Below are 26,377 nucleotides of genomic sequence, written 5' to 3' on the forward strand. Positions count from 1 at the left end.
TCTCTGTTCGGGCAAGTAGAATGAAAATCGAGACCGGTATGGAAAACAATACCAGCGATCTGTGTGACGGCGGTGACTGCGAGAGTTGCCCGACCGACCCCGCCTTGCTGCTCGAGTTCAAGCACGCGATCCACGCGCTCAGCGGCAAGTGGAAGCTCGAGATCCTGTTCACGCTGATGAATGGCGGCGTGCGGTTCGGCGCGCTGCGCCGCGCGCTCGCGCCGATCACCCAGCATATGCTGACCGCACAGCTGCGCGAGCTCGAGCGCGACGGGCTGATCGCGCGCAAGGTGCTCACCGAGAAGCCGCTGCAGGTCGCATACGAGCTGACGGATTCGGCCTGGAGCCTGACCCCGGCCTTCCGCGAATTGCTGGCGTGGTCGAAGACATTCGGCGCCCGACGAAGCGCCGTAGCAGGCGAGACGCAGCTTGGAGTTGGAATTGGCTGAGTGAGGACCGATTGCATCGGCACCGGGACTCGGCCCCCTCTCCCGCTTGCGGGGGAGGTGGAGCCAGCGCGTGGCGCGGCCGCTTCACCAAACGGCCATCGCACTTCACCCCAAACCGAGCGCGCGCCGGATCGCGATCTCGACCGGCGAATACGCGCCGTCGTCACGCGCGAGCCGATACGACTCGCCGGCGCCGAGCGCCGGCTGGGCCATGAAGCGCGGCCTCGTTCCTCGATGCATCTGCGCGGCGTGCACGAGGAAGGGATGGCACAGATAGACCGTCCCCGCCTCGCCTGTCGCGAGTGCGACCTCGCAATCGGCGCCCATCTCGTCGAGCACCATGCGCGCACGTCCTGCCTCGCCGGCCGGCGCAAGATGGCGCGCCATCGGCAGGTGCGATCCGACCCTGATCCGGGTCGGCGCGTCGTGCTCGCCGACGTCGGAGAACAGGAACAGCATCAGGAGCGCCCGGCCGCGCGACACGATGTTGGCCCGCCAGGCGGAGAAGTCGCTGCGCTCGCTCGGGTCGCAATCGTCGCCGGGAAAGCTGACGTCGATATGCCAGCCGGCATCACCGGGATCGTCCGGATGCGGAAACCGCACCGGAAAGGTCCCGATGTTGTGGCGCGGAGACCAGCGGCCGGGGCCGGCAATCTGGTCGAATGCCCGATGCAGCACCGGCGTGTTGATCGCCTGCCGGAACGGTTCCTCGCCATAGCCGGGCAGCCGCACCACCGGATGCGTCCAGGTCGAGGGATCGTGCTCACGGCATGGCAGGTCGCGCCACATGATGGCGCGTCCGGCATCAGCGAGTTCGCGGGGAAAGGCATTGTCGATCCGGACAAAGCCCTGTTCGATGAATTGCTCAATCTGCGCGCCGTCAAGCGGACGCGCGTCGTCTCGATGAATCATGATTGTCTCTCAAACTGTCGCCAGCCATCGCTGCTCCGCGATGCGCGGAACCTGACCGGCTCATTCGATTCACTGGAACCCGGCCAAGCAGATCTTGCCGGGGCGATCAGCGCTTCCTCGTGGAAGCGGGATCAGCCCAGGAAGAAGACCGAGGCGATGTTGAGAGTACGTGTCATCATGGCGGCGCGAACCTACAACCGGTGCGCACCGGGATCAATCCGTGGCGATCAGCCGCCACTATTCGTCGCGATAGACCTTCTCGCGCTTCTCGTGGCGTTCCTGCGCCTCCACCGACAGCGTCGCGATCGGGCGGGCTTCGAGCCGCTTCAACGAGATCGGTTCACCGGTCTCTTCGCAATAGCCGTAGGTGTTGTCTTCGATGCGCTGGAGCGCCGCGTCGATCTTGGAGATCAGCTTGCGCTGACGGTCGCGGGCACGAAGTTCGATCGCGCGGTCGGTTTCCGAGGACGCTCGGTCCGCGAGGTCGGGGTGATTGACGTTCTCTTCCTGCAACGTCTGCAGCGTGACCTTCGATTCGCGGAGGATCTCATCCTTCCAGGCCAGCAGCTTGGCGCGGAAATAGTCGCGCTGCCGCTCATTCATGAAAGGCTCTTTTTCAGTCGGCCGGTAGTTCTTCAGCTTTTCCAAAGGCAGCCATGTCCCTGTCAGGCGGAGGGAACAAAACCCCTCCGCGCGGCGCCTTATATAGCCACGACATGTGACAGACAATATCTGCAACCATGAAAGGCGGGCTGCCCCCAAGGCCTTGCACAGGCAAACTTATCCGCCCTGCCTGGGGGCCGCCCTGCGCCCTCTCCCGCGCTCTCAATAACCGACCGTGAAACGCCTGCGGATATGGGCCGGACGCTCGGTTTCGTCGGCGAGTGCAACTGCGAAATCCTCGAACGAGATCCAGCTTTTTCCGTCCGCGGCGGTCAGGAGCTGGTCGGCGCCGAGGCGGAACTTGCCGGTCCGCTCGCCCGCCACGAACAGGGCCGAGGGCGACAGGAAGGTCCAGTTCAGGTCCTTTTCGCGGCGCAGCAGATCAAGGAACTCGGCCCCCTTCGAGGCTTCGGCCTTGTACTGGGCCGGGAAGGTCGGGGTGGTCACCAGGCGGACGCCGGGGGCCACTTCGAGGCTGCCGGCGCCGCCGACCACGAGATAGCGACCAGTCCCGGAGGCCTTGGCCGCCCCGATCAGCTTGGCGGGGTCGCTGACCGAGAAGTGGACGGAACTGATTGCGGCATCGTGGCCGACCCACAGCGCGGCCAGGGCGGCCTCGTCGTTCACGTCGCCCTTCTTGGCGGTGACACCGGGCAGATCGGCGATCTTCTCCGGGTTGCGGGCGATGGCGGTGACGGCGTGGCCGCGGCGGGCGAGTTCCGCCGTGATGCGCGAGCCGGCCTGGCCGGACGCGCCGGCGATGGCGATCTTCATCTCAAGTCTCCGATTGATGGTTTCCAATGGTGACTAGATAGCGAAATGGATGTAGGTGTGAAGAAGGCACTCTTGTCTCACCTGATTACGCCGGAGTAACCCGATGAAAGCCGCCAGCCTGAAGCCGGACGCCTATGCCGCCAATTGCCCGACGCGCCAGATCCTCGACCGGGTCGGCGACAAATGGGCGGTGCTGATCCTGTTGCTGCTGCGCAGCGAGCCGATGCGGTTCAACCAGCTCCGCCGCGCCATCGAGGGCATCTCGCAGAAGATGCTGTCGCAGGTGCTGAAAAGCCTGGAGCGCGACGGCCTGCTGCGCCGCCGTGCGATCGCGACCGTTCCGGTCACCGTGGAATATTCGATCACGCCGCTCGGATCGACGCTCGCCGAAGCGGTCGATCCGCTGCGCGATTGGGCCGAACAGAATCTGAAGGAGGTGCTGGCCGCGCAACGCCGCTACGATACGCAGCGCAAGGCACTGGCGGCCTGAAGGCAGTGGCGGCGTGAGGCACCAGCGACTTGAGACGTCAGTTGCGATGAGTTGATCGGGAGGAGCCTAGTACTGCCCGGCCTTGGCGAGTTCGACCTCGACGCGCAGCTCGATCTCGCCGAGCACGGCATCGAGGCCGGGATCGCCGGAGGATTCCTTCAGGTTCGCCGCCGCGCTGCGCAGCTGGCTCACGGTGGAGGGATCGAAATTGCCGGACAGCAGTCCGAGCTTGAGCGCGTCGAGCACGTCGAGCGCCCCCTTGCCGCGGGCCACCGAGCGCTTGCGGCGTTCGGTCGGGTCTTCGACGCCCTGCAGCGCGAGCAGCGCATCGAGGCTGGCGGCGGCCTTCGGTGCCGCGGTGGAGCGGACCTCCTCCTGCGCGGTCGTCGCGTCCGGCAGCGAGAAGCCGCTCGACGAGGTCCGCCGCGTGGAGCTGGTCGACGTGCCAAGCGTGGTGCCGTTCGGTCCGTAGATGCGCATCGTGGTGATCCCGCAGGCCTGAATGCCGCAAGCATCGCCGTTTTATGGTTAACGGCGCGTAAACGACCCGGCAATTTCTGCCGCCACACGGCAGTTTCGCGCGCCCTGGCGCACCGGTGGCGAATGGCGCGCTGACAATTTCGATAAATATATCAATACATTGTACCGCCGAAGCGATGTGGCACGCCACTCGCATGGTTAATAGCGGATCGCCGTCATGGGAGTGTCGCGTGATCCGCGAGTAAGGTCTGAGGGGAGTTTGGGATGCCTGGCATCCGGATCGCACGTTTATTCGGGATGGCCTGCGCGGCGCTGCTGGCGCTGGCGGCGTCCGCCGGGCCTGTGGCCGCGACGTCGCGGATCAAGGATCTCGCCAACATCGAGGGCGTGCGCCAGAACCAGCTGATCGGCTACGGCCTCGTGGTCGGCCTCAACGGCACCGGCGACACGCTGAACAACATCCCCTTCACCAAGCAGTCGCTGCAGGCGATGCTCGAGCGTATGGGCGTCAACATCCGCGGCGCCACCATCCGCACCGGCAACGTCGCCGCCGTGATGGTCACCGGCAATCTGCCGGCATTCGGCACCCAGGGCACGCGGATGGACGTCACCGTCTCCGCGCTCGGCGACTCCAAAAACCTGCAGGGTGGCACCCTGCTCGTCACGCCCCTGCTCGGCGCCGATGGCAACGTCTATGCTGTGGCGCAGGGATCGGTGGCGGTCGCAGGCTTCGCGGCCGAAGGCGCCGCGGCCAGCGTCGTCCGCGGCGTGCCGACCGTCGGCCGCATCGCCAACGGCGCCATCATCGAGCGCGAGATCGAGTTCGCGCTCAACCGCCTGCCCAATGTCCGCCTCGCGCTGCGCAACGCCGACTTCACCACCGCCAAGCGCATCGCCGCCGCGGTCAACGACTATCTCGGCGTCAAGACCGCCGAGCCGATCGACCCCTCGACCGTACAGCTCTCGATCCCGCCGGAGTTCAAGGGCAACGTGGTCGCCTTCCTGACCGAAATCGAGCAGCTGCAGGTCGACCCCGATCTCGCGGCGAAGATCGTGATCGACGAACGCTCCGGCGTCATCGTGATGGGCCGCGACGTCCGCGTCGCGACCGTTGCGGTGGCGCAAGGCAACCTCACCGTCTCGATCTCCGAAAGCCCCCAGGTCAGCCAACCCAATCCGCTGTCGCGCGGCCGAACCGTGGTGACGCCGCGCACCAGCGTCGGCGTCAGCGAGGACGGCAAGAAGTTCGCCGTCGTCAAGGACGGCGTGTCGCTGCAGCAGCTCGTCGACGGCCTCAACGGCCTCGGCATCGGACCGCGCGACCTAATCAGCATCCTGCAGGCGATCAAGGCCGCCGGCGCCATCGAAGCCGACATCGAGGTGATGTGATGGCGAGCCTGATCAACAGCACCACGGGCAGCATGCCGAACAAGGCGTTGATGCCGATGTTCAACGGCCGCCCCGATCCCGTGCTGCAGGACGCGATGAAGAAGGTCACGCCGCAGCAACTCACCAAGGCGAAGGCGACCGCGACCGATTTCGAATCGATGTTCCTGAATTCGATGTTCTCGCAGATGACGACCGGCCTGAAGGGCGACGGCCCGTACGGCGACACCGTCGGCACCGGCGCGTGGCGGTCGATGCTGACCGACGAATATTCGAAGAATTTCGCCAAGGCCGGCGGCGTCGGGATTTCCAACGAGGTGTTCCGCTCGCTGATCCTGCAGCAGGCGAACAAGAGCTGATACGGTCCCAAGGAGAAGCGCCGATGAACCAGCGTCCCCCGCAGCGACCGGCGCCCGCCCCCGCCGCGCGCCCGGCGACCTCGACGCCTCCGGACGTCGCACGGCTCGCCAACGAGCTGACGGAAGTGATGAGCGGCTTGCTCGCGGTCATCGAGCAGGAGACCGAATTCGTCCGCGCCGGCAAGATTCGCGAAGGCATGCGGCTCGAGGCGCAGAAATCCGAGCTGTCGCGGCGCTACATGCTCGCGGTGGAGCATCTGAAATCGATGCAGAAGATGCTGTCGCAGACCGATCCCGAACTGCTCGCGACGCTGCGGCGTCATCACGAGACGTTCCGCGCCATGCTCCAAGTCAACTTGACGGTGCTTGCGACCGCGCACGCCGTCTCCGAAGGGATCGTGCGCGGCGTCAATGCCGAGGTGCAGCGCCGCAACATCCCGAACACCTACACCGCAAGCGGACAGCGCGCCACGCCGGGCCCGCGCAACATGACGCCGATCGCGGTCAGCCGCACGCTCTGACTCGCTTGCAATTTAGCTCAATTCAACGCGGCCGCGGCAGCGCGACATTCAGCGTGTTTTCTAACACCCTATTGAGAGGTTCCCCGTAGAGTTGCGGATCGTGAGGGGTTGGGATTTGACTCAAGCAAACTAGTGCCTGTGCACTACGAGGCTGCCATGAGTACAGATTTCAACATCAAGCCGGTGGGGGCACCGGTCGCGGCGCCGATGATCACTCCCGTGAGCGATGCGGCGCAGAAGGCGGTCAAGACCGAACTGCCGGCGAGCCAGAGCGTCGCCGCTCCGGAGCCGAGCGTGCGCGTCACGATCGATCCCAGCGCCGTCAACGCATCGATTGCAAATCAGGCGCCGTCGGTCACCGACCAGGTCATCATCGACCGCGACGCCCGCGCCGTGGTCTACCAGGTGGTCGACAATCGCACCAACCTGGTGGTGAGACAGTTTCCGGAAGAAGCTGTATTGCGCCGCCGCGCCTATTTCCACGCGCTCGATCTCAGCAAGGATGCGCCGACGCGGGCGCGCGCGACCGACCGCCGCGCATAAGCGCAGACGGGCGCCCGTCAGGTCTGCTGGGTGGCGTAGGCCTTGTCGAGATAGGTCGACCCGGTCGCCGGGTCGGTGACGACATTGGCGATCAGCGCCGTCCCCTGCTGCACCAGCGAGAACTTGGTATCGCCGATCCTGAAGGCACCGTCCTTGATCAGCACGTCCTGATACTTGCTGGTGCCATCGCTCTGATAGTGGACCTTGGCGCGGAAGCCATCGACGTTCGACACCGAGATGTTGAACGACTTGTTGTTGGCATATTTGCCGCTCCAGCTGCCCTCATAGAGGTTCGGATCGACGGCCACATAGGGCGTCTTCGACGGCACCGTCAGGCCGGCGGCCTTGTAGTTGGCCGACAGGATGCTCAACACGTCGGCCATGCCGAGGGCTCCGCTGCCGGTCGATCAGCCGCGGCCCGACAGGCCGGCGGCGATGTTGCAGTTGATGTCGATCAGCGACTTCAGCTTCGCCGGGTCCGGATTCATCTGAATGTCGATGGTCTGCTTCATCACGAACACGCTGATGTTGGCGATGTTCTGACGCACCTCGAGCGGCTGCGGATTGTCGTCGCCCTCTGCCGCGCTGAGGAAGATCGACCACAGCCGGCGGTTGAACAGCAACGCGTGATCGAGCGCCTTGTCGAGGCCGTTCCAATTCGCCTGGACTTCCTGCAACTGCCGGGCCGCCTTCAGGAGCGCCTGCGCCTCGATTTCACGTGGGGACGCCGTCGTCGTGGACGTACGAGCGTAGGCCTGGGCTGCATTCGACATTCAATGACCTCGATGGGATGCGGATTTCTCGAGCCGCGGAGACGCAATTCTAGCGCCTGATATTTATGCATCGGCCGCCTTTAAATATGGTTAGCAGGCGTTACGAAATGCGTCGTTCTGACGGCATAGACAGATACCGTAATATCCCGGAGACAAAAGAAAACGGCGGGGTTTCCCCCGCCGTTCCCGGACTGCTTGTCACGCTTAGCGGAGCAACTGCAGCACGCTCTGCTGGCTCTGGTTGGCGAGCGCCAGCGCGGAGACTGCAATCGACTGGCGGGTCGACAGCGCCTGGCTGTTGGCCGCTTCCTCATTGGTGTCGGCCAGCGTCAGGTTGGACGAACCGGTCTGCAGCACGTTGATCAGGTTCTTCGAGAAATCCTGACGGATCTGCACGATCGACAGGTTCGAACCCAGCGTCGACGCTTCGCTGCGCAACGAGGAGCTCGCCGTGCCCAGCGCCGTCAGCACCTTGTTCGCCGAGTTGTTGTCGAGGAAGTCGGTGCCCGCGGTCAGCGAGTTCAGGCCGAGGCCGGCGGCATTGAAGGTAACGCCGGTGATGCTGAGCGTGGACTTGCCGGTCTCGTTGAAGGTCAGCTTCAGGCTGTCGCCGTTCAACAGGTTGATGCCGTTGAACGAGGCGTCCTGCGCCGTGGTCGTGATCTGCGCGATGGTGTTGTTGTACTGCGTCACCAGGGCGGCGCGCGCCGACTGCGAGGCCGAGTCGGCAACCGGAGCCGTGCCGGCCGCGCTGAACGTCGCGGTACCGCCGCCGGTGTTGGTGAAGGTCACCGCACCGATCGTCGAGGACGCCGCGTCGTTGGTCGTGGAGATGACGAGCTTGTTGGAGCTGTCGAGCGTCGCCGTCAGGTTGCTCGCCGCCAGCGACGAGTTCAGCTGCGCCAGCGAGTTGCTGGCCCCGAAGGTGAAGGTGAAAGCGGGCTGGCCGGCCGACGCCGCGATCGACAGAACGTCGCCGCTCTTGATGGTGGTACCGTCGACGAGGTTGGCGGAGGTGCCGCCGAGCGCCGCGGTGGAGGTGACCTGCGACCTGGTGGTATAGCCGGTCGGGCTCTGCAGCACCTGGTTGGCAATCGACTTCGCGGTATCGACCAGCTTCTGCAGCGAGGTGATGCCGGTATTGGCAGCCTGCAGCACCTGCACACCGTTGCCGATGCCGTCGAGCAGGTTGTTGATGTCGCTGGCGCGGTTGTCGAGCGACTGCGCGGTGAAGAAGTTGGTCGGGTTGTCGAGCGCCGTATTGACCTTCTTGCCGGTGGCAAGACGGTTCTGCGTGGTGGAGAGCAGATCGGCGGTGGACTGGAGGGAGAGGAGGTTCTGACGAACGGAGGAGGAGAGAATGATATCGGACATTTTCATACCTTTCTGGTGTGAAACTGAGGAAAAGCCCGCGCCAATCCTTTCTGATCGGGCGGATGAGCCGATCCTGCGGTCAAGCCGCGAAGGAAAAAGAAATCTCCAACACGGCATTTGAGACGAATGCCGAAGAATAAAATTGTCGCTATTGGGCGAAGTTCGCCGCGAAAACTACTGAGAGGATTGCCGATTCCGGACGAGCGGCGACACCCGCGCCCGCCCTCTGTTTACCAAGCATTAACCATCATGGGAAAGGATCGCTGTCGCATCGGCACCTAGCCGCATCGGCGACTGCTAAGCAGTGCCGAACACAATTTCGTTCCGCTAACGACGACATCGCGCGACTGCCGGCAAAGGAGAACGGTCATGGCCCTGAAGGTCGAACTCAAACCGAACGAGCGCATCATCGTCGGCAATTGCGTGATCACCAACACCGATCAGCGGGCCCGCCTTTTGATCGACGGTGATCGGATTCCGATCCTGCGCGAGAAGGATATCCTGACGCCCGAGACCGCGGACACGCCGGCGAAGCTGATCTATCTGGCCGTGCAGCTGATGTATCTGTCGCCCGACCCGATGGCGCACCACCCGACCTATTTCAGCCTCGTGCGCGACATCATCACCGCGACGCCGAGCGCCTGGCCGTTCATCGAAAGTGTCAACAATTTCATCCTCAACGGCGACCTCTATCACGCGTTGAAGGAATCCAAGAAGCTGATCGCGCACGAGGAGAAGCTGCTGGAAAGCGCGCGCAGTCAGCAAAACGCCAATCAGGACGACACCCGCAAGAGCGCGTAAACAACCCCTGACCTGAAACGAAAAAAGGCCTCCGCGAGGAGGCCTTTTTGCTATCCATGGATGCGCAGCGGGCGATCAGCTGATCGGCAGATATTTCAACAGCGTGGTCTGATACAGCATCGATGTCGTCTGGTACGACGCCTGCAAGCTGGTCTGCAGCGCCAGGATCTTGGTCGCCACCTCGTCCTGATTGACGCCCTCGACCGAGTCCAGCATCGTTTCCGCCATGCCCTTGAGCTGGGTCTGGCGATCGGTGGCCGCCTTCGTTGCCGTCTGGGCGCCGGCGAATTCCGCCTGCACGTCCTGGATCTGCTGCTGACCGTTCTGCGGAGCGAGGTTCGCACTGACGCGCTGCGCCAGCGCCGTCACTTGCTGGCTCGCATTCGGATTGCTGGCATTGGTGGTAACAGCCGCATACACCGCGACGTTCTGCAGCAGATAGCGGAAGGCCTGCTCGTTGGCGCGCGCGCCATACTGCACGGTGATCGATTGATCGACCTGCGCGACGGCGGTGCCGCGCGCCGATCCCGGGCCGTTCTCGCCGGTGTACCAGTAGACGGTGTTAGCCGGCGTGCCCGCCACCAGGCTGGTCGCGGTGTCGAATGGCGGTCCGCCGACCCTGAGCGGCGCCGGCGTCGCGGTCGTATTGTTGGCGATGCCGAGCGCGCCGAGCGCTGCCGCATTGGAGCTCGATACCGAGAGGCTCTCACCGTCGGCGCCATGCAGCGTGATCGCACCATTGCTGATGGTGGATGGGTTCTTGGTACCGCTGATCTGGTCGATCTTCGCCATCAGCGTCTGCACGCTGTCGGTGACGTTGGCCTGGTTGCCGGTGGCACCCGAGGCAACGAAGGTGATCGGGGTGCCGTTCACCGTGATGGTGTCACCGGCCGCGAAGCTCGTGGACGCCGAGTCGGTGCCGGCTGCGCCCGAAAGCGCCGTGGCACCGCTGATCGGCGCCGGCGGCGTGTTGTGGTTGTTGACGGCCGCGCCCGAGACGGTCGCGACCGGATTGAAGAAATTGTTGGACGCCGCGACCGCGGAGGCCGCGACCAGCGAGGTGTCGCTCAACGTCTTGATCGACGAGGTCAGCGTCGACTGCAGGTTGGCGGTCGTCGCCGCAGTGTCGGCGCCGATCAGGAACGAGCCCGCGGGCGGCGGGTTCGTCGTCGTCGCCGTCAGCTCGACCGCATCGGTGGTGCCGTCGGGCAGCGTGAAGTTGAACTTGATCTTGTCGCCATCCTTCGGATTGACGGCGCCGAGATCGACCGAGGTCGCCTTCGGCGTGCCGGTCGGCTGTGTCACGGTGGCGCCGGTCAATGACGACTGCACCGACAGGAGCTTGAGGCCAAACGGCGAGCCGTCCTCGGCAGCGCTTGTCACCGTCGTGGTCGCCGGCGGCGACGAGACGCTCAGCCGTCCCATCAGATTGCTGCCCTGATCGGCCTGCTTGCGCTCATTGATGAGCTGGGTGAGCCCGGCCTGGGTCGCCGTGCCCTTCAGCATGGTATCGGCGGACACCGTGGCCGGAGTATCCATCGCACGGCCCGAGAACAGATAGCGGTCGCCGGACTGGCTGTTCAGCATCGCGACCGCATTGGCGAAGGCCGCCTGCGCCGTGATCTGCCCCGAGGTCTGGCCGCTGTCGTTGAGGGTCAGCGTCGCCGTTGTCGCGGAGTTCTTCACCTGGGTGCCGACGTCGGACAGCCCCTGCAAAGTAAGGTTGGCGACGCTCAGGCGCGTGTTGAGGTTGGTGGCCGTATCGGAGAACGCATTGATGCCGCTGATCTGCGCGCGCAGGCTGAGCGCAAAGCCGCGATCGAGCCCCTGCCCCGCATAGGTCGTCGAGACCTTGCCGGTCGCAAGCTGCGTCGTCAGGTCATTGAGCTGATTGCGCAGGTTGAGGATCGTGGTACCGATATAGGAAGTTCTGCCGCTTACGCCGTCGATCGACATGTTACCCTCACGTGAGCTGCAGCAGCGCGTCGTACATCTGCTTGATCGACGACATCACGCGCGCATTGGCGGAATAGGCGTTCTGCAGCGAAAGCAGATGCGCCATCTCCTCGTCCATGTTGACGCCGGAGGTCGAGTCCATCTTGGTCTGCAGTGTATTCAGCACGACGTCCTGGCCGTCAGCCAGTTGCTTGGCGGCGGTCGCCGACTCGCCCTGCTGGCTGATGAACTGCTTGGCAAAGTTCAAGAGCGTGCCGGTGAACGGCGCGCCCGTGGTGCCAAGGCCGGTTTGCGGCGAATAGCTGTACGACGCGTTCGACAGCTGGTTCAGGATGAGGTTGGCGCGCGTGGTGTCGCCGGCCGGGGTCTGCGGATTGGTCGAATAGATGACCATGCGCGAGGGATCGCCGACCAGCGCGGTGTTGACGCTGATCCGCGCGGCGAGGCCGGTGGTCTGCGAGCCGTTCGCGGTGATCGCGCCGGTGTAGAGCCCGCCATTGTCGGTGAACAGCGGAAGCTGCGGATCGCCCGATGTCAGCGACGAGACGGTTGACGTGACCGACGCCGCGGTCACATCCGCCTTGTTGGCGGCGCCGTCGTCAAGCACGCGCAGCGTCGATCCGGACGGATTGGAGAACTGCAGCCCGGTTCCGCCGAGCGCGCCGTTGAGCTGCGACAGCACCGAGCTCATGCCGCCGGAGAAATCCACTCCCAGCACCTCGTCGTTCGGATCGACGGTCGCGGTATTGCTCAGCGGCAATACGCTCGGATCGTTGACGCGGATGATCGACAGATTGTGCGTGAGGCCGGTGGTGTTGTCCTTGTAGGAGACGTGGATGGTATTGCCGCTCTGCAGTCCCGAGAGATCGAGGTCGAAGCCGGACTGCGTCCCCGCCGTCGCGGCAGTGCCCGCGGTCGTCTTGTCCGACAGCGCGCTCGACATCGCGGCGGCGAACTGGTCGATCTGCGTCTGGGCCTGCGCCAGCGTGTTGTCGCGCAGCTCGAGATAGGCGGCGATCTTGCCGGAGCGGATCGAGTTGGTCGACACCATGTCGTAGGTGCCGCCATGCGGGAACGTGATGGTGATGGTGCCGACGGTGCTCTTGGTCGGATCGGTATTGTACAGCGTGTTGGGCGTCATCGTGCCCTGGGCGTTGAAGCTGAGCGACGCCGCCTCGGTGCCGACCAGCTGCACGCCGGAATTGGTGAACACGGTCACCTGGTTCTGGCTGTTGGTGACGGTGCGGATGTCCATCAGCTGCGAAAGCTGCGTGACGTAGCGATCGCGCTGATCGAGCAAGGCCGCGGTCGACGCGTCGGCCGTGCCGCCGTTGGCCTGCAGCTGGACATTGAGACGCGCGATCTGCTGCAACGCATTGTTGGCGGTGTTGATGGAGTCGCTGATGCCGGCCTCGGCGTTGGCACGCAGCGTCTGGATGCCCTGCGAGGTCGCGTTGAGCTGCTGCGCCATCGATTGCGCGGCATTGACGACGCCGATGCGCGCCGATTGCGATTCCGGGCTGGTCGACAAGCCCTGGACCGCGGTCAGGAACTTGTTGTAGGCGTCCTCGATCGTGCCGGTGGAGTCGGGATTGCCGTACACGCCCTGCAGATTGGAAAGGAAGTCCGAGCGGACGTCGGCGTAGGCGGCTCCCGAGGTCTCGGTGCGCAGCTGGGTCTGCAGGAATTCGTCGAGCTGGCGGTTCACGCCGGTGATGAGGACGCTCGATCCGTACTGGCCGGTGGTGCCGGTAACCTGGTTGAGCGTCTTCCTGACGTAGCCGGGCGTCTCCGCGTTGGCGACGTTCGAGGACACGAGCGAGAGCGAGGCCTGCGTGGCGCGCAGGCCCGACATCGCGGTGGAAAGGGCTTGGCCCAAACCCATGATCTGTACTCGCCTTTACTGCTTCACTCGTGCATCGCCGATGCGATCAGCGCACGACGTTCAGGAGATCCTGCACCATCGAATTGGTTGTCGTGATGACCTTGGTGTTTGCCGAATAGGCCTGCTGGGTCACGATCAGCTTGGTGAACTCGTCGGCAATATCGGTGTTCGAGCTTTCGAGCGACGAACCGACGATGGTGCTGCCGCCCTTGCCGAACAGCGCGCCACCGGACTCGTCGGTCGCCTCGAACGCACCGCCGTCGATGCGCTTGAGGAAGTTGGTGCCGTTGAAGGTCGCCACCGATATCTCGGCGAGGTCGATGTTGCGGCCGTTGGTGTAGTTGCCGACGATGCGGCCGTTAGTGGAAACGCTGACCGACTGCAACTGGCCGGCGGGAAAGCCGTCCTGCTGGATCTGGTTGACCTGGACGTTGCCGTTGGCATCCGCGAACTGGGTCACGCCGCCGGAGCCGAAATTGATCGCGGGGTTGCCGAGCGATACGCCGTTGACGACCGCATTGTTGAGCGTCACCGAGGAGATCGCCGGCGACATCTGGCCGTTCGAGGCGAAGGTGAAGTTGATGTTGGCGTTCTGCCAGGAGACCTGCGTGCCGGTCGCATTGGGATTGACTTGATAGAACAGGTTCCAGGTATCGGTATGCCCGGAGCCCAGCGAGGAGCTGTCGGTCTTGGCCCAGCGGAATTGCAGGTTCACCGGCGCACCCGAGACGTCGTAAGCCGTGACCGCGCCGCCCGAGACGGATTCGTTCAGGAAGGTCGAGTTGTCGTTGCCGACGACCTGGCCGGTGCCGACCGTTCCGCCACCGCCGCGGTTCGCAACCGCCGAGCCGGTGAAGCCGAGCGCCGCGAAGGCTGCGGTGTTCGAGCTCGTTACGCTGAGGTCGGCCGCGGTGCCGGAGTGCATCGTGATCGAACCGTTGCTGGCGATCGTCGACGAGATCCCGGAGGCAGTGATGGTGTCGATCTTGTTGAGCAGCGTCCCGATCGTGTCGGTGATATTGAGCTGGTTACCGGTGGCGCCCGAGGCGACAAAGGTCAGGACGGTGCCGTTGACCGTGATGGTGTCGCCCGCCACGAAATTGGAGGCGATCGAGTTGCTGGGCGCGGTACCGTTCAGCGTGGTGGCGAGCGTATTGGCGACCGACGGGGTCGCCTTGTTGTTTTGTGCGGTGCCAGTGACGGAGGAGTCGGTCGGGGGCGCGGCCGGCGTACCGATCACCAGCGGGTTGTGACCGGCACTGAACGCGCCCGGCCGCAGCAACTCGGAGCCGGGAACCGAGGTGTCGTGCGCGGTGGTCAGGGGGTAGGACGCGAGGTTGGCGCGATAGTCGATCTTGGTGGTCTGCTGCGCCGGCAGGAAGTCGTTCTTGAATTGCAGCACTTGCGGCGAGCTGCCCGCGGGGTTGCCCGTGGTCGGGTCGATCGGCACGCCCTCGAGATAATAGCCGGCGCCGTTGACCAGATAGCCGTCCTTGTTGAGCTGGAAATCGCCGCGGCGGGTGTAGCGGTCGACGCCGTCGAACACCGGCGCACCGTCTGTGAAGCTGCCGGGCTTTTGCACCGCAAAGAAGCCGTTGCCGTTGATCGCCATGAAGGTCGCGACCGATGCCGACTGCACGTCGCCCTGCACCGAGTTGGTCGAGCGGGACTGCGCGGTGACGCCGCCGGCGAGTTGCGCGGTTAGCGCGGTCTGCGGGACGAGGTCGAGGAACGAGGTATCGATGCGCTTGAAGGCCGTGGTCTGAGAGTTGGCGATGTTGCCGGAGATGTTTTCGAGCGCGTACGACCCTGCGCGCAAGCCACCGACCGCCGTCGTAAGAGCGCCGAAGATACCCATGACATGTTCTCCAATTCGATTCCCGGCGGCTGGCAATCACAAGAGTGGCCGCATCAGCGGAGCATGTCGCAAGGGTCGTGCCAGGAAACGAATCGTAACAAAATCATGCGCTTGAAAAAAAAGCCCCCGCCGTTTAACCGGGGCACAATTGCCGGGCAGGCAACAATTGCCGGGACGGAGCGCCGTTCCGACGGCGCTCGTTCATTCCTATTTTGACGCATTTTCTTGACGCGAACCGGCACCCATCCCGCATCAAGTGCGGGACAGGCTTCGCTCGAAAACGCGATGGCCGTCAGGTCGCCGACGGCGCCGCCGGATGAAACACCAGCGCAAAACCGTCCATGCAGTAGCGCAGCCCGGTCGGCTTCGGGCCGTCGTCGAAGACGTGGCCGAGATGGCCCCCGCAGCGGCGGCAATGCACCTCGGTGCGCGCCATCCCGAAGGTGCGGTCGGTCGTGGTGCCGACCGCATTCTCCAGCGGCTTCCAGAAGCTCGGCCAGCCGGTGCCGCTCTCATATTTGGTCTCGGACGAGAACAGCGGCAGGTCGCAGCCGGCGCAGGCGAAGGTGCCCTTGCGGTGCTCCTTGAGCAGCGGGCTCGATCCCGGCCGCTCGGTGCCTTCCTTGCGCAGTATCTCGTATTGCTGCGGCGTCAGCTGCGCGCGCCATTCGGCGTCGGTCTTCTCGATCTCGAATTTCTCGGCGGCCTGCGCCGGCGAGGCACGCAGCCAGCGGAAGGCGGCAAGGCCGAACAGGCCGGCGACGGAAGCAAGCAGGATACGGCGATCGATCATCAATAAGCTCCGTTTGCGGAGGGCCCAGGGTACGTGCCCACGGTTCGTTACCAGGTACGAACACAGCCCTCCGACGTTACATCCGCCCGTCGGAGATCCGCTCACTTTCTTGCGAGGCGGGAGGATGCGGCTCCTCGGGCGGCAGGGCTGCGGGTGGCGGCATTGGCCGCGCCACGGGCACCGGCGGACGGCGCGGCGCCGGCCCCCTGGTTCCCGCCTTGAAATTGGCCTCGGCCAGCCGCGCCTCGCGGAGGCGTTCCTTCGCACGTGCACCCTCGCGGTAGCGGGCCAGGACGCCCGCGGCGGACGAGGCTCCCCTCGCCCACAGGCCGATGAAATGACCGGCAACCCGGCCGGTGGTGCCACCGGCCCAGACCAGCTCGAATGGCGAAAACAGCCGCCAGCGGTCGTCGCCCCACAGGATGCTGCGCGCGATCAACTGCCCGGCGAGCGCCGAGGTATTGAGCCCCTGCCGGCCAAAGCCGCTCGCCACCCACAGCCCTCTGCGCAACTGCCCGATCTGCGGCATGCCGTGCACGGTGACGCCGACCGCGCCGCCGAACATCTCGGCGATCGGAACCTTGCCGAGCTGTGGAAACACCGTGGCGATGCGGCGCTGCACCGCCGACCCAAGGCGCTGCGGCCGTGCGTTCCAGGTGGTTTCCGGACTGGCCCACAGCAGACGATCGCCATCGACGATGCGGAAATGGTCGATGCCGTCGCTGTCGGCGACCGAGCCGGAAAACGCGATCGTCTCCGAAAGCTGTTCCCCGAGCGGCTCGGTCAGCGCCGCATAGCGCCACACCGGCAGCAGCGTGTCGGACAAGCGCTTCAGCGGCGCACCGAGATGGATATTGCCGGCGAGGACAATATGGTTGGCGCGCAGCCGCGCCGTCGGCGTCACGATGCGTTTGCGGATGCCGGAAAAATCGATGCTGACGACCGGCGTTTCCTCGAAGATCCGCACCCCCGCCCGGGTCGCCAGCGCGGCGAGGCCGTGCACATATTTCCGGCCATCGATCTGGAACGCCTTCGGATAATAGATGCCGTGGAAATAGCGGGGTGTCCTGAGCACGCTGCGCACGCGGTCGACCTGCCAGCCTTCGACCTCGGTGGCAAAATCCACAGCCAGCGTCTGCAGCCGGCTGATCAAGGCCTCGCCGACATCGACATTGGAAACTTCGAGCGCGCCATCGCTCGGGTTGATGCCCGGGATAAGATCCTCGGTTGCGGTGGCGCGGACATAGTCGGCGCCCTCTTTCGACAGCGCCCACAATTCGCGGGCATCATCGAGGCCGACACGCTCGATCACATCTGATATCGGCAGGCCGAAGCCCGGCATCACGGTGCCGAGATGGTGGCCCGAGGCGTTCCAGCCGATTTGGCGGCCCTCGAGCACGGCGACGCTCGCGCCGAGCCGCGCCGCCTCGCGCGCCACCGTCAGGCCGGCCAGCCCCGCTCCGACCACGCAGATGTCGACGTCGAGGTCGAATGCCAGACGGTCGCGGAACGGCGATGTCGCCTCGTCAGGGCCGTCCGCCGCACTTGTGGAAGTCTCGCTCATGGCGTTTCTTACGAACCGCTGCGGCGCTTGTCACCTTGTCCGGAGCATGAGCCTGTAGAATTAATGCGACCAGACCGAATCGAGAATGGAAGTCCATGCGCCGTTTGCTGCTGCTGCGTCACGCCAAGACCGAAACCGACGCGCCTTCGGGGCAGGACCAGGACCGCCGTCTCGACGAGCGCGGCCACCGCGATGCGGCGGAGATCGGCGGCTGGATCGCCCGCCATCCGCCCCTGCCCAACCTGGCGCTGGTGTCGCCAGCGGTCCGCACCACGCAGACCTGGGAGATCGTGCGCGAGGCGCTGAAGGGTGTTGGAGCCGCGCCGAAGGTCGAATTCGTGCCGGACCTCTACGGCGCCGATCCGGCACAGCTGCTGACCGCGATCCGGATGGCTTCGGTCACCGATCCGAAGCGGCTGATGCTGATCGGCCATAATCCCGGCATGCACGAGCTCGCGCTGACGCTGACCGGCAGCGGTGACGAGGCCGCGAAGCGCGCGCTCAGCGACAATCTGCCGACCTCGGGGCTCGCCGTCTTCGACTTCGCGACCGACGACTGGAACGACGTCTCCTTCCGACGCGGCAAGCTCGTCCTGTTCGTCAGCCCTAAACTGTTGAAGCAGGCCTCGCGCGGCTGACGCAAGCGGACAGCGCCGCTCTGCCATGCTATATTGATGTCGGCGCGACAGGGGGACCGGTTCGCGGCGACACTACAAGGTGCTTCAAGAAAAAGAAGGCGCGCGTCCCGGCACAGGGACCAAACGGCTCCAGACCAATCGCGGACAGGAGGCGCAAATGTACAAATCCATTCTCGTGCCGATCGACCTCTCCGATACCGACCTGGCGAAGCCAGCGATCGCAACCGCTGCGACGCTGTCGCAGACATGGAACGGCTCGGTGCGCCTGCTCAACGTGCTGCCGATGACGCCGGTGATGCTCGCCGAATATGTGCCGGCGGATTTCGACAGCCAGCAGCGCGAAACGTCTGAAGAGGCGCTCTCGATCGTGGCGCGCGAATCCGGCATTGCGCCCGAGCGCATCTCGGGCGTGGTCCGCCAGGGCGGCATCTATCACGAGATCCTCGAGGAGGCCGCGATCATGAAGGCCGACCTGATCGTGATGACCTCGCACCGCCCGGCGATGCGCACCTACTTCCTCGGCTCAAACGCCGGCCACGTGGTGCGCTACGCCAAATGCTCGGTGCTGGTGGTGCGGCATTAGTCCAACGCCGCACCACTGACGCCTCAACGGATCCGCACCAGCTCAAGGTTGAGATCGCCGGTGACGGCGGGCTCGATCTGGCAGCGCGAAATTCCGATATCGCGCAGCGTCCGGTCATCGAGTTGGCGCAGCGTCTTGATCGCCTCGCGGCGCACCCAGTGGGTCGCGAGTGCATCGCCCCACGTTCGGAGCAATCGGAGCAATCCGCCCAGCATGCTGGACCGCGCGGGCGGTGACGCGGCTGAGGTTATCGTCGTCATTGTCATCTCCTTCGATGCCCAGAGGCGCGGCTATGCCATTGACGTAGATGCCATTTCGGCACTCGCGTCATCGTGACCTCGGATTGCTTGCGCACTCCTCGGTGCAATCATGGGCTTGTTCCCTCTTCAATGATCCGGTACATTTCTCGGAGCAAGTAAAACATTGCTCTCGGTGCAATAATGTCGCGATTCGAGTACCTGAAACTGGCGGATACGGTGGCCGCCGAGATCGCCAGCGGCGCGCTCAAGGCGGGCGACCGCCTGCCGCCGCAGCGCCATTTCGCCTATGACCGCAACATCGCCGTCTCGACCGCGAGCCGCGTCTACACCGAGCTGTTGCGGCGCGGGCTGGTGGTCGGCGAAGTCGGCCGCGGCACCTTCGTGTCCGGCGAGGCGCGTCGCGGCATTGCGGCCCCGACCGAGCCGCGCGGCGCCCGCATCGACCTCGAATTCAACTATCCGCTGCTGCCGCATCAGGCGACGATGATCGCCAAGAGCCTCGAAGGGCTCGAGCGGCCCGAGGTGCTCGAAGGCGCGCTGCGGCCGGCCACCAGCTTCGGCACGCGGGCGGCGCGGACCATTTCCGCGGAATTCCTCGCGCGCAAGAGCTGGGCGCCGAATCCCGACCAGATCGTGTTCACCGCCAACGGCCGGCAATGCATCGCCGCCGCGCTCGCCGCCGTCGTACCGCCCGGCGGACGCTGCGGCGTCGAGGCGCTGACCTATCCATTCGTGAAGGGCATTGCCGCACGGCTCGGCATCGCACTGGTGCCGCTCGCGATGGACGAGCATGGCGTGCGCCCGGACGCGGTGCAGAAGGCGCACCGCGAGGCGCATCTGTCCGCGCTCTACATCCAGCCCACGATCCAGAACCCGCTCAGCATCACGATGCCGGCCGAGCGCCGGGCCGAGCTGCTGCGCGTGACGGAGAAGCTCGGCCTCGTCGTCATCGAGGACGGCGTCTACGGTTTCCTCGACGACCAGGTGCCGCTGGCCGCGCTCGCGCCCGACAGCTGCATCCTGCTCGACAGCCTCTCGAAGAAGGTGGCGCCGGGCCTCGCGCTCGGCTTCATCGTCTCGCCGCCGCGGCTGCGCGAGAGCATCATGGCCGCGGTGCGCTCCGGCGGCTGGACGGCGTCGGGCTACGCCTTCGCCGCCGGGCAGCGGCTGATGGCCGACGGCACCGCCGCCGAATTGTCACGGCTGAAGCGGATCGACGCCGGCCGCCGCCAGCAGCTGGCGGCGAAATATCTGGCCGACTTCGAGATCCAGACCAACCCAAAGTCCTATCACCTCTGGCTGACCCTGCCGCCGCATTGGCGCTCGCAGACGCTGGTCGCCGCCGCGGCGCGCCGCGACATCGCGCTGACGCCGTCAACGACCTTCGCCGCAACGCCGGGACACGCGCCCAATGCGGTACGGCTTGCGCTCGCCGCGCCGCCGCTGGAGCAGCTCGAGCTCGGCCTGCGGACGCTGGCAGGAATGCTCGGCGCGACCGAAGAGGATTTTGATTCGACCGAGTGAACGCGACGATGCCGCGGTTCATCACGCTTGATTGCGGGGTGGCTTCGGCAGCAACGCATCGGGCAATCGATCGAAGCTGTAGCGCCGCGGCCGGTTGCGCGTGATGAAGCCGCCGACCTGCCAGGCGAACAGCGCGGCAAAGCCGACCAGGAACAGCGCACCCATCCAGTTCGATGTCAGCAGCGCCATCAGCAGCAATCCGATCATTGCCACCGCAAGGCATGCCAGCAGCGCCAGCGCGGCGGTGTAGGTCTTCGGCCCGAGACCTCCGACCAGCCTGGCGGTGCTGCCCGCGGCCTGCATCCGGCGATGCAGCTCGACGATGAAGGTGCGATACAGATCTCCCTGCGGCGCGACCAGCGTCGCGGTCTGCCAAGTGGTCGAGAGGACCGCAATCCGTCCTCCTTTGGCATTGTCGATGTCGGCGCGAAATCGCTGCTGCTGCATCGAGACCGGGCGATACGACAGTTTCACGGCGGAGATGTCGGCGTAATCCCACGCGCCAGACCTGCCGGCGATCCGCCACGCCAGCCCGTCCTCGGTCAGCTCGAACTGGTGCGCCGAGCCGACCAAAGAGGCCTTGTAGGCATAGCGCACGGCTGAGCCCTCGCCTGCCTCCGACCGATCCTGCAACGTTGTTGGCAATCCGCCGTTCCACCCGTTCATGCACGTTCGCGCGCTTGCGCGGAACGTCATGCCTATCCTACAAGCGAGCCATGCCCGAGACGACCTATTTTCCGCGTTACCTCATCCTCGGCGGCGCGATGATTTCAGGCGTGCTGCTGGCGCTTGCCGTGCATATGCTCGGCGCGCGCTACGGGCTCGATCTCGGCGGCCTGTGGCGCTCCGATACCCACGAGTTCATGCCGGCAGGCGCGGCGATTGCGTGGTGGCTGATCGCGAGCGTCGGGTTTTCGGGCGGCTACTTCACCGCCAACCTGATGCACAGCGCGGTGGCCGGCCAGATTCCGCAGCGGATGCGGCAGTTCCTGATCGTCGTCGGCGTGCTGATGCTGGCGGGCGCCGGCCAGGCCGCGGCGGCGCCGAGCACGGTCTCGACCATCTCCGCCGTGCTGGCCGGCCTCGCCGCGCTGTGCCTCGGCGCCGTAATGGCGTTTTGCGGCGCCTATTTTGCCCTGCGCAAGAGCTAGGCGTCCTCGCCCGTCGTTGATCAAGCCACCGATCGTTCCGGCAGCCTGCGCAGCAGCATCTTGGCGACATCAGCCGCCGGCCGCGGCGGGCTGAACAGATAGCCTTGCGCCTGCGTGCAGCCCTCCTGCCGCAACAAGTCGAACTGCGTATCGGTCTCGACGCCCTCGGCCGTGGTGACGATGCCGAGACTCTTGCCGAGGCCGGTGACCGCGCGCACGATCGCCATCGAGTCCTCGCGTGTCGCAAGGTCCGTCACGAAGGAACGGTCGATCTTGATCTTGTCGAACGGGAAACTGCGCCGATAGCTCAGCGAGGAGTAGCCGGTGCCGAAATCGTCGAGCGAGATGCGGACACCGAAACCACGCAGCTCGTGCAGCACCGCAAGCGTCGCCTCACTGTTCTGCAGCAGCACCGATTCGGTAATCTCGAGCTCAAGCCGATCCGCAGACAGGCCAGATGCTTCCAGCGCCGCCTTCACCGACGACACCAGGTTCGGGTTCTTGAACTGCACCGGAGAGAGGTTGACGGCGACCGCGATGTCCTTGGGCCAGCCTGCGGCATCGGCGCAGGCCTTGCGCAGCACGATGTCGCCAAGCGGAACGATCAGCCCGGTTTCCTCGGCGACCGGAATGAAATTGTTGGGCGCGATCAGGCCGCGCAGTGAATGGTTCCAGCGCGCCAGCGCCTCGAAGGCGACCACCTGATCGCCCACGACATCGCGGATCGGCTGGTAATAGACCTCGAACTCGTCGCGCTCGAGCGCCAGCCGCAGGTCGCGCTCCAGCAGGCGGCGCGCCTGCGCGCGCGCGTCCATCCCGGTCTCGAAGAACCGATAGGTGCCGCGGCCGTCGGCCTTGGCGCGGTACAGCGCCAGATCGGCCTTTTGCAGCAGTTCGTCGGGACCCTTGCCGTCTTCGGGTGCGAGCGAGATGCCGATGCTGACGCCGATCACGAGCTGATGGCCGCCGATCTCGTAGGGCGCGGCGATCCGCTCGACCACGAGACTTGCGAGCTGCGACACGACTGATGGTTCGCAGTTGCTGCAGAACTGCACGATGGCGAATTCGTCGCCGCCAAGCCGCGCCACGGTGTCATGCTCGGTCACGCATTCGCCGAGCCGCCGCGCGACCTCGCGCAGCAGCGCGTCGCCGATCGGATGCCCGAGCGTGTCGTTGATCTCCTTGAAATGATCGAGGTCGAGACAGAGCACGGCGAGCTGGTCGGAGCGCTTGGCCAATCTCGAGGCCTTCTCGAGCTGCTCGCGGAACAGCGTCCGGTTCGGCAGGTTGGTCAGCGCGTCGTGCCGCGCCATGTGCGAGATCTGTTCCTGGGCCTGCTGCCATTCGGTGATGTCTTCGAAAGTTGCGACCCAGCCGCCGCCCTTCATCGGCTGGTCGACCACGCGGATCGCGCGATCATTGCGGCTGACGATCCGCGTCGCGCTGTGGCCGGCTTTTGCCTCGGCAACGAGAACATCGCAGAACTCCTCGGGATCGCCGTCCCACTCGCCGATGGAATGCAGGTCCTGCAGGACGTCGATCAGCAGGCGTCCCTTGAGCGGCACGCGGTTGCGCCCCATGATCTCGCTGTAGCGCTCGTTGAACAGCATGATGCGGCCATCGGCATCGAACATGCACAGCCCCTGCGACATATTCTCGAGCGCGGTATCCAGCACCACTTTCTGCTTGTGAAGCTCGGTCTTGGCGCGACGATCGAGGATGGAAGCGATCAGCGACAGGCCGAGGATGGCGAAGGCCGCAACCGCAGTCATGAACGAAAGCACGCGCGGCGAGACCGAAAGCCCGTCGGGAACGATCGTCGGATCCGGGACCAGGGTGACCGCACCCATCGCGGTGAAATGATGCGAGACGATCGCAACGGTCAGAAGGCCGGTCGCAGCCAGAGTAGTGCGAAGGCTTTCGCCACGCGTGGCAACGACAAGCGCGAGCGCGCCAAACAGGCTCCCGAATGCGATCGATGCGGCCACGATACCGGGCGACCAGACGATGCGCGCAGGCAGCTGCAGGCCCAGCATGCCGGTGTAATGCATCGCCGCGACACCTGCGCCGACGATCGCGCCACCGGCCGCCACCGTCCACCAGCGCTCGTCGAGCGTGGCGACGGCCAATCCGACGGCCAGGATCGCAACTGCAAGCACCAGCGACAGCAGCGTGATGGGAATGTTGTATCCGGCCCCGATGCCAGGATCGTACGCCAGCATGGCGACGAAATGGGTGGCCCAGATCCCGCAACCGCCCACCGCCGCATCAAGACCGATCCAGATCTCGCGGGCGCGGCCCTCTGCGGCGCGGGCACGGTGAAACAGGCTGATCGCGACGGCGCTGGCGAGCAGGCAGATCACTCCGCCAAGGACGACCAGCCGCCAGTCATGTTCCAAAGTGAGACAGGTCAAAACGCGATACATTATAGGCCCCATTTATGGACCTATAAAAACCAGCGCATTCGTGTACGAACGGTAACCGCACTGCAACAAGGTTCCACGCATGGTGAAAAAGCCTTGAACGCAGGACATATCGTCAGGGAATACGGCAATCCCGAGTTGCAATTCGTCTCAGCCGCGCAGCCCGGGCACCAGTTCAGCTCCGGTCTCGACCTTGAGTGACGAGCCGGCGAAATCGTTTCCGATTGGCTGGCAACGGCCGCCGAGATGCTTGGCAAGGAACGCTTCGGTGACGCCATAGAAGGCAAGCCGGTTTTCCGGCCGCACAAAACCATGCCCTTCGTCAGAGAATGTGACGTAGGTCACGGGTACTCCGCGCTGCTTGAGCGCATTGACCATCTGCTCGGACTCGGCAGCCACAACCCTGACATCGCGCAGGCCCTGCGCGATCAGGATCGGCTTGATGGCACGGTCGATGTGGGTCAGCGGCGAACGTTCGACCAGGAATGCACGGCCGGCCTCGGTGTCGGGATCGCCGAGCCGGTTTTTCCAGACACTGATCCACGGGCCCCAGTAGGGCGGGATCGTCGCCATGAAGGTGACGAGGTTGGAAATGCCGAACAGATCGACGATGCAAGCGAACACATCGGGCGTCTTGGTCGCCGCCATCAATGCCGAATAGCCGCCATAGCTGCCGCCGAAGAAGCCGACGCGCTTCGGATCGGCGATACCTTGTGCGATCGCCCAATCGACCGCATCGATCAAATCGTCGTGCATCTTGCCGCCCCATTCGTGGTCGGCGGCAGTGACGAAGGCTTTGCCGAAGCCGGTCGAGCCGCGGTAGTTGACCGCAAGCACCGCATAGCCCCGGCTGGCGAGCCATTGATGGACCGGGCTGAATCCCCAGCTGTCGCGATAATACGGCCCGCCATGGATCACGAGCACCAGCGGCACCCGGCCGGCCTCGGCCTCGACCGGCCGGGTCAGATAGCAGTTGAGGCGCAGGCCGTCGCGCGAGGGGATCACGACCGGCTCGAGCTTGCGCAGCGCAACGCCGTCAAGCGTGTGGCGCTGCGTGAACAGCTTGCGCACCTCACGCGTGCGGCGGTCGAGCAGCGCGTATTCTCCGCTCTCGGTGTCGCGCTCGAAATGGACCGTGCCCAGCTGGAGATCATCGCAGTTGCTGACAAAGCTGATGTCGCCGGCACCATAGCGGCTCAGATCGGCGAGGTCCCTGGCGACGCTTTGATCGACGGCATGCCAGTGCATCCGGTCGGTGATCGCCAGCGCCGCCAATGGCCGGCGATTCTCGTCGAAGATCGCCCTTACGATGTCAGCATCATCATCGGCGGCAAGCAGCGTGGTCTGGCGCGTGGCCATGTCGAGGGCGAACAACGCCGCCTTGTCGCGGCCGCGTGAATCGATCAGGTACAGCGTCTTGCCGTCGGCGCTGAAATCCAGCATCTGCGTCGTGTCGGTGTCGGCGATCGGCACCGTCATGAAGGGCGCCCAGCTGCCGTCCGGACGGCGCTCGGACACCTCGGCCGAGCCGTCGGCGATCAGGCGATATGCCAGGCGCAGCTGGAACGCGCTGTCGGTGATCAAGCCGACATAGTCGCGGTTCTCGTGGACGAGCTCGCTCGTGCCGGTCACGATGTTGACGCGGTACAGGTCGAAGTAGCGCTTGTCGCGCTGGTTGTGCCGCAGCAGCATCTCCTCGGGGAATTTGCGATCGGACTCCTGCACGAAGGCTTTGACACCGGTCTCCGGCGTCAGAGGCACAATCTTCCCGTCGGTGATGTCGACGCTCGCGGCGCGCCAGTTCTCGTCGCCGTCGCGCTCGCGGAAGAACACCACATGGCGGTTGGTATGTGCCCAGCGATAGCCTGCCGAGATGTTGCGATCGGTGACGTGCGTGACCGGCCGCGCCGCCTTGAGATCGGAAAGCGGGGCGACCCAAAGGTTGTTCACGCCATCGAGCGGCGCGACATAGGACAGCTGCGTCCCGTCCGGGCTGAGACGGACATTGAGGTAGTCGGGATTGTCGAAGAACACCCTGCGCGCGACCAGGTCGGGCGCCTGTCCTCGCGCCGAACCGATCAGACTGGCGAATGGCAGCGCAGCGCCAAGCATGGCGGCGCGCTGCAGCAAGAGGCGACGGTCGATTGGCGCAGGCATCTGATCGGCCCCCGTAGGCGGCGTCCGCCGATGGTGCAACGTTAGATGCAGGCTGGCCGC

27 protein-coding genes are annotated in these 26,377 nt (G+C 65.1%); 11 read left to right on the top strand and 16 right to left on the bottom strand.

The window, feature by feature from the left end; all coding sequences use genetic code 11:
* Positions 1–38: 38 nt before the first annotated feature.
* The gene (locus tag G6P99_RS31095) at positions 39–449 is read left to right on the top strand and encodes a winged helix-turn-helix transcriptional regulator (protein WP_165129043.1); all 411 of its coding nucleotides are present in this window, start codon (positions 39–41) and stop codon (positions 447–449) included.
* 105 nt (positions 450–554) lie between these two features.
* Here G6P99_RS31095 and G6P99_RS31100 read toward each other — a convergent pair whose 3' ends face one another.
* The 3 genes from G6P99_RS31100 to G6P99_RS31110 all read right to left on the bottom strand — a co-directional run bounded on the left by G6P99_RS31100 (position 555) and on the right by G6P99_RS31110 (position 2,798).
* Complete coding sequence (locus tag G6P99_RS31100; protein WP_051346868.1) at positions 555–1,361, bottom strand: hypothetical protein; 807 nt, start codon at positions 1,359–1,361, stop codon at positions 555–557.
* 237 nt (positions 1,362–1,598) lie between these two features.
* A complete protein-coding gene (dksA, locus tag G6P99_RS31105) occupies positions 1,599–1,964 on the bottom strand; it encodes an RNA polymerase-binding protein DksA (protein WP_170991616.1) in 366 nt (121 codons plus the stop codon).
* Positions 1,965–2,186: 222 nt separating this feature from the next.
* Positions 2,187–2,798 (bottom strand): NAD(P)-dependent oxidoreductase, encoded by a 612-nt coding sequence (locus G6P99_RS31110; protein ID WP_165124541.1) that lies wholly within the window; start codon positions 2,796–2,798, stop codon positions 2,187–2,189.
* Between the two features lie 103 nt (positions 2,799–2,901).
* Between G6P99_RS31110 and G6P99_RS31115 the strand changes: the two genes are divergently transcribed.
* Positions 2,902–3,288 (top strand): winged helix-turn-helix transcriptional regulator, encoded by a 387-nt coding sequence (locus G6P99_RS31115; protein ID WP_029085377.1) that lies wholly within the window; start codon positions 2,902–2,904, stop codon positions 3,286–3,288.
* A 66-nt stretch (positions 3,289–3,354) separates the two neighbouring features.
* Here G6P99_RS31115 and G6P99_RS31120 read toward each other — a convergent pair whose 3' ends face one another.
* Positions 3,355–3,768 (bottom strand): flagellar assembly protein FliX, encoded by a 414-nt coding sequence (locus tag G6P99_RS31120; RefSeq protein WP_029085376.1) that lies wholly within the window; start codon positions 3,766–3,768, stop codon positions 3,355–3,357.
* 264 nt (positions 3,769–4,032) lie between these two features.
* Between G6P99_RS31120 and G6P99_RS31125 the strand changes: the two genes are divergently transcribed.
* From G6P99_RS31125 to G6P99_RS31140, 4 genes are all read left to right on the top strand, one after another.
* On the top strand, positions 4,033–5,157 hold the full coding sequence (locus G6P99_RS31125; protein ID WP_029085375.1) for a flagellar basal body P-ring protein FlgI: 1,125 nt from the start codon (positions 4,033–4,035) through the stop codon (positions 5,155–5,157).
* Positions 5,157–5,513 (top strand): flagellar assembly peptidoglycan hydrolase FlgJ, encoded by a 357-nt coding sequence (flgJ, locus tag G6P99_RS31130; RefSeq protein WP_029085374.1) that lies wholly within the window; start codon positions 5,157–5,159, stop codon positions 5,511–5,513. Before G6P99_RS31125 ends, flgJ begins: the two co-directional genes overlap by 1 nt.
* A gap of 23 nt (positions 5,514–5,536) precedes the next feature.
* Positions 5,537–6,034 (top strand): hypothetical protein, encoded by a 498-nt coding sequence (locus G6P99_RS31135; protein WP_029085373.1) that lies wholly within the window; start codon positions 5,537–5,539, stop codon positions 6,032–6,034.
* A 156-nt stretch (positions 6,035–6,190) separates the two neighbouring features.
* Positions 6,191–6,577, top strand: a complete 387-nt coding sequence (locus G6P99_RS31140) for a hypothetical protein (protein WP_029085372.1) — start codon at positions 6,191–6,193, stop codon at positions 6,575–6,577.
* A gap of 17 nt (positions 6,578–6,594) precedes the next feature.
* Here G6P99_RS31140 and G6P99_RS31145 read toward each other — a convergent pair whose 3' ends face one another.
* The 3 genes from G6P99_RS31145 to G6P99_RS31155 all read right to left on the bottom strand — a co-directional run bounded on the left by G6P99_RS31145 (position 6,595) and on the right by G6P99_RS31155 (position 8,724).
* Entirely contained in the window at positions 6,595–6,960 is a 366-nt protein-coding gene (locus tag G6P99_RS31145; protein WP_029085371.1) for a hypothetical protein, read from the bottom strand.
* A 24-nt stretch (positions 6,961–6,984) separates the two neighbouring features.
* Positions 6,985–7,350 carry a flagellar biosynthesis regulator FlaF gene (gene flaF / locus G6P99_RS31150; RefSeq protein WP_029085370.1) on the bottom strand — a complete coding sequence of 122 codons (366 nt, stop codon included), beginning with the start codon at positions 7,348–7,350 and terminating at the stop codon, positions 6,985–6,987.
* A gap of 204 nt (positions 7,351–7,554) precedes the next feature.
* The gene (locus G6P99_RS31155; RefSeq protein ID WP_035978669.1) at positions 7,555–8,724 is read right to left on the bottom strand and encodes a flagellin; all 1,170 of its coding nucleotides are present in this window, start codon (positions 8,722–8,724) and stop codon (positions 7,555–7,557) included.
* 369 nt (positions 8,725–9,093) lie between these two features.
* Here G6P99_RS31155 and flbT point away from each other — a divergent pair, with 369 nt between their 5' ends.
* On the top strand, positions 9,094–9,525 hold the full coding sequence (flbT, locus tag G6P99_RS31160; protein WP_029085368.1) for a flagellar biosynthesis repressor FlbT: 432 nt from the start codon (positions 9,094–9,096) through the stop codon (positions 9,523–9,525).
* Between the two features lie 75 nt (positions 9,526–9,600).
* On the opposite strand, the gene G6P99_RS31165 is transcribed toward flbT, so the two are convergent.
* From G6P99_RS31165 to G6P99_RS31185, 5 genes are all read right to left on the bottom strand, one after another.
* The gene (locus tag G6P99_RS31165; protein ID WP_165124544.1) at positions 9,601–11,481 is read right to left on the bottom strand and encodes a flagellar protein; all 1,881 of its coding nucleotides are present in this window, start codon (positions 11,479–11,481) and stop codon (positions 9,601–9,603) included.
* A 7-nt stretch (positions 11,482–11,488) separates the two neighbouring features.
* The gene (gene flgK, locus G6P99_RS31170; RefSeq protein ID WP_029085366.1) at positions 11,489–13,366 is read right to left on the bottom strand and encodes a flagellar hook-associated protein FlgK; all 1,878 of its coding nucleotides are present in this window, start codon (positions 13,364–13,366) and stop codon (positions 11,489–11,491) included.
* Positions 13,367–13,412: 46 nt separating this feature from the next.
* Positions 13,413–15,224 carry a flagellar hook-basal body complex protein gene (locus G6P99_RS31175; RefSeq protein WP_165124547.1) on the bottom strand — a complete coding sequence of 604 codons (1,812 nt, stop codon included), beginning with the start codon at positions 15,222–15,224 and terminating at the stop codon, positions 13,413–13,415.
* Between the two features lie 292 nt (positions 15,225–15,516).
* Positions 15,517–16,017, bottom strand: coding sequence for a peptide-methionine (R)-S-oxide reductase MsrB (gene msrB / locus G6P99_RS31180; protein ID WP_029085364.1), 501 nt, complete (start codon positions 16,015–16,017; stop codon positions 15,517–15,519).
* 76 nt (positions 16,018–16,093) lie between these two features.
* A complete protein-coding gene (locus G6P99_RS31185) occupies positions 16,094–17,581 on the bottom strand; it encodes an NAD(P)/FAD-dependent oxidoreductase (protein ID WP_029085363.1) in 1,488 nt (495 codons plus the stop codon).
* Between the two features lie 95 nt (positions 17,582–17,676).
* On the opposite strand from G6P99_RS31185, the gene G6P99_RS31190 reads away from it, so the two are divergent.
* Entirely contained in the window at positions 17,677–18,219 is a 543-nt protein-coding gene (locus tag G6P99_RS31190; protein ID WP_029085362.1) for a SixA phosphatase family protein, read from the top strand.
* Positions 18,220–18,376: 157 nt separating this feature from the next.
* Positions 18,377–18,802 carry a universal stress protein gene (locus G6P99_RS31195; RefSeq protein WP_029085361.1) on the top strand — a complete coding sequence of 142 codons (426 nt, stop codon included), beginning with the start codon at positions 18,377–18,379 and terminating at the stop codon, positions 18,800–18,802.
* A gap of 23 nt (positions 18,803–18,825) precedes the next feature.
* On the opposite strand, the gene G6P99_RS31200 is transcribed toward G6P99_RS31195, so the two are convergent.
* Complete coding sequence (locus tag G6P99_RS31200) at positions 18,826–19,062, bottom strand: DUF1127 domain-containing protein (protein WP_029085360.1); 237 nt, start codon at positions 19,060–19,062, stop codon at positions 18,826–18,828.
* A gap of 180 nt (positions 19,063–19,242) precedes the next feature.
* Between G6P99_RS31200 and G6P99_RS31205 the strand changes: the two genes are divergently transcribed.
* Positions 19,243–20,586 (top strand): PLP-dependent aminotransferase family protein, encoded by a 1,344-nt coding sequence (locus G6P99_RS31205; protein ID WP_029085359.1) that lies wholly within the window; start codon positions 19,243–19,245, stop codon positions 20,584–20,586.
* A gap of 21 nt (positions 20,587–20,607) precedes the next feature.
* Here the strand turns inward: G6P99_RS31205 and G6P99_RS31210 are convergent, their stop codons facing one another.
* A complete protein-coding gene (locus tag G6P99_RS31210) occupies positions 20,608–21,252 on the bottom strand; it encodes a hypothetical protein (protein ID WP_051346867.1) in 645 nt (214 codons plus the stop codon).
* 50 nt (positions 21,253–21,302) lie between these two features.
* Between G6P99_RS31210 and G6P99_RS31215 the strand changes: the two genes are divergently transcribed.
* Positions 21,303–21,737, top strand: coding sequence for a hypothetical protein (locus tag G6P99_RS31215; RefSeq protein ID WP_029085357.1), 435 nt, complete (start codon positions 21,303–21,305; stop codon positions 21,735–21,737).
* A gap of 20 nt (positions 21,738–21,757) precedes the next feature.
* Here the strand turns inward: G6P99_RS31215 and G6P99_RS31220 are convergent, their stop codons facing one another.
* Complete coding sequence (locus tag G6P99_RS31220) at positions 21,758–24,163, bottom strand: EAL domain-containing protein (protein ID WP_165124550.1); 2,406 nt, start codon at positions 24,161–24,163, stop codon at positions 21,758–21,760.
* A gap of 147 nt (positions 24,164–24,310) precedes the next feature.
* Positions 24,311–26,317, bottom strand: a complete 2,007-nt coding sequence (locus G6P99_RS31225; protein WP_165124553.1) for a S9 family peptidase — start codon at positions 26,315–26,317, stop codon at positions 24,311–24,313.
* Positions 26,318–26,377 lie beyond the last annotated feature (60 nt).

This window comes from Bradyrhizobium sp. 6(2017) (assembly GCF_011058295.2).
Taxonomy (GTDB): domain Bacteria; phylum Pseudomonadota; class Alphaproteobacteria; order Rhizobiales; family Xanthobacteraceae; genus Bradyrhizobium; species Bradyrhizobium septentrionale.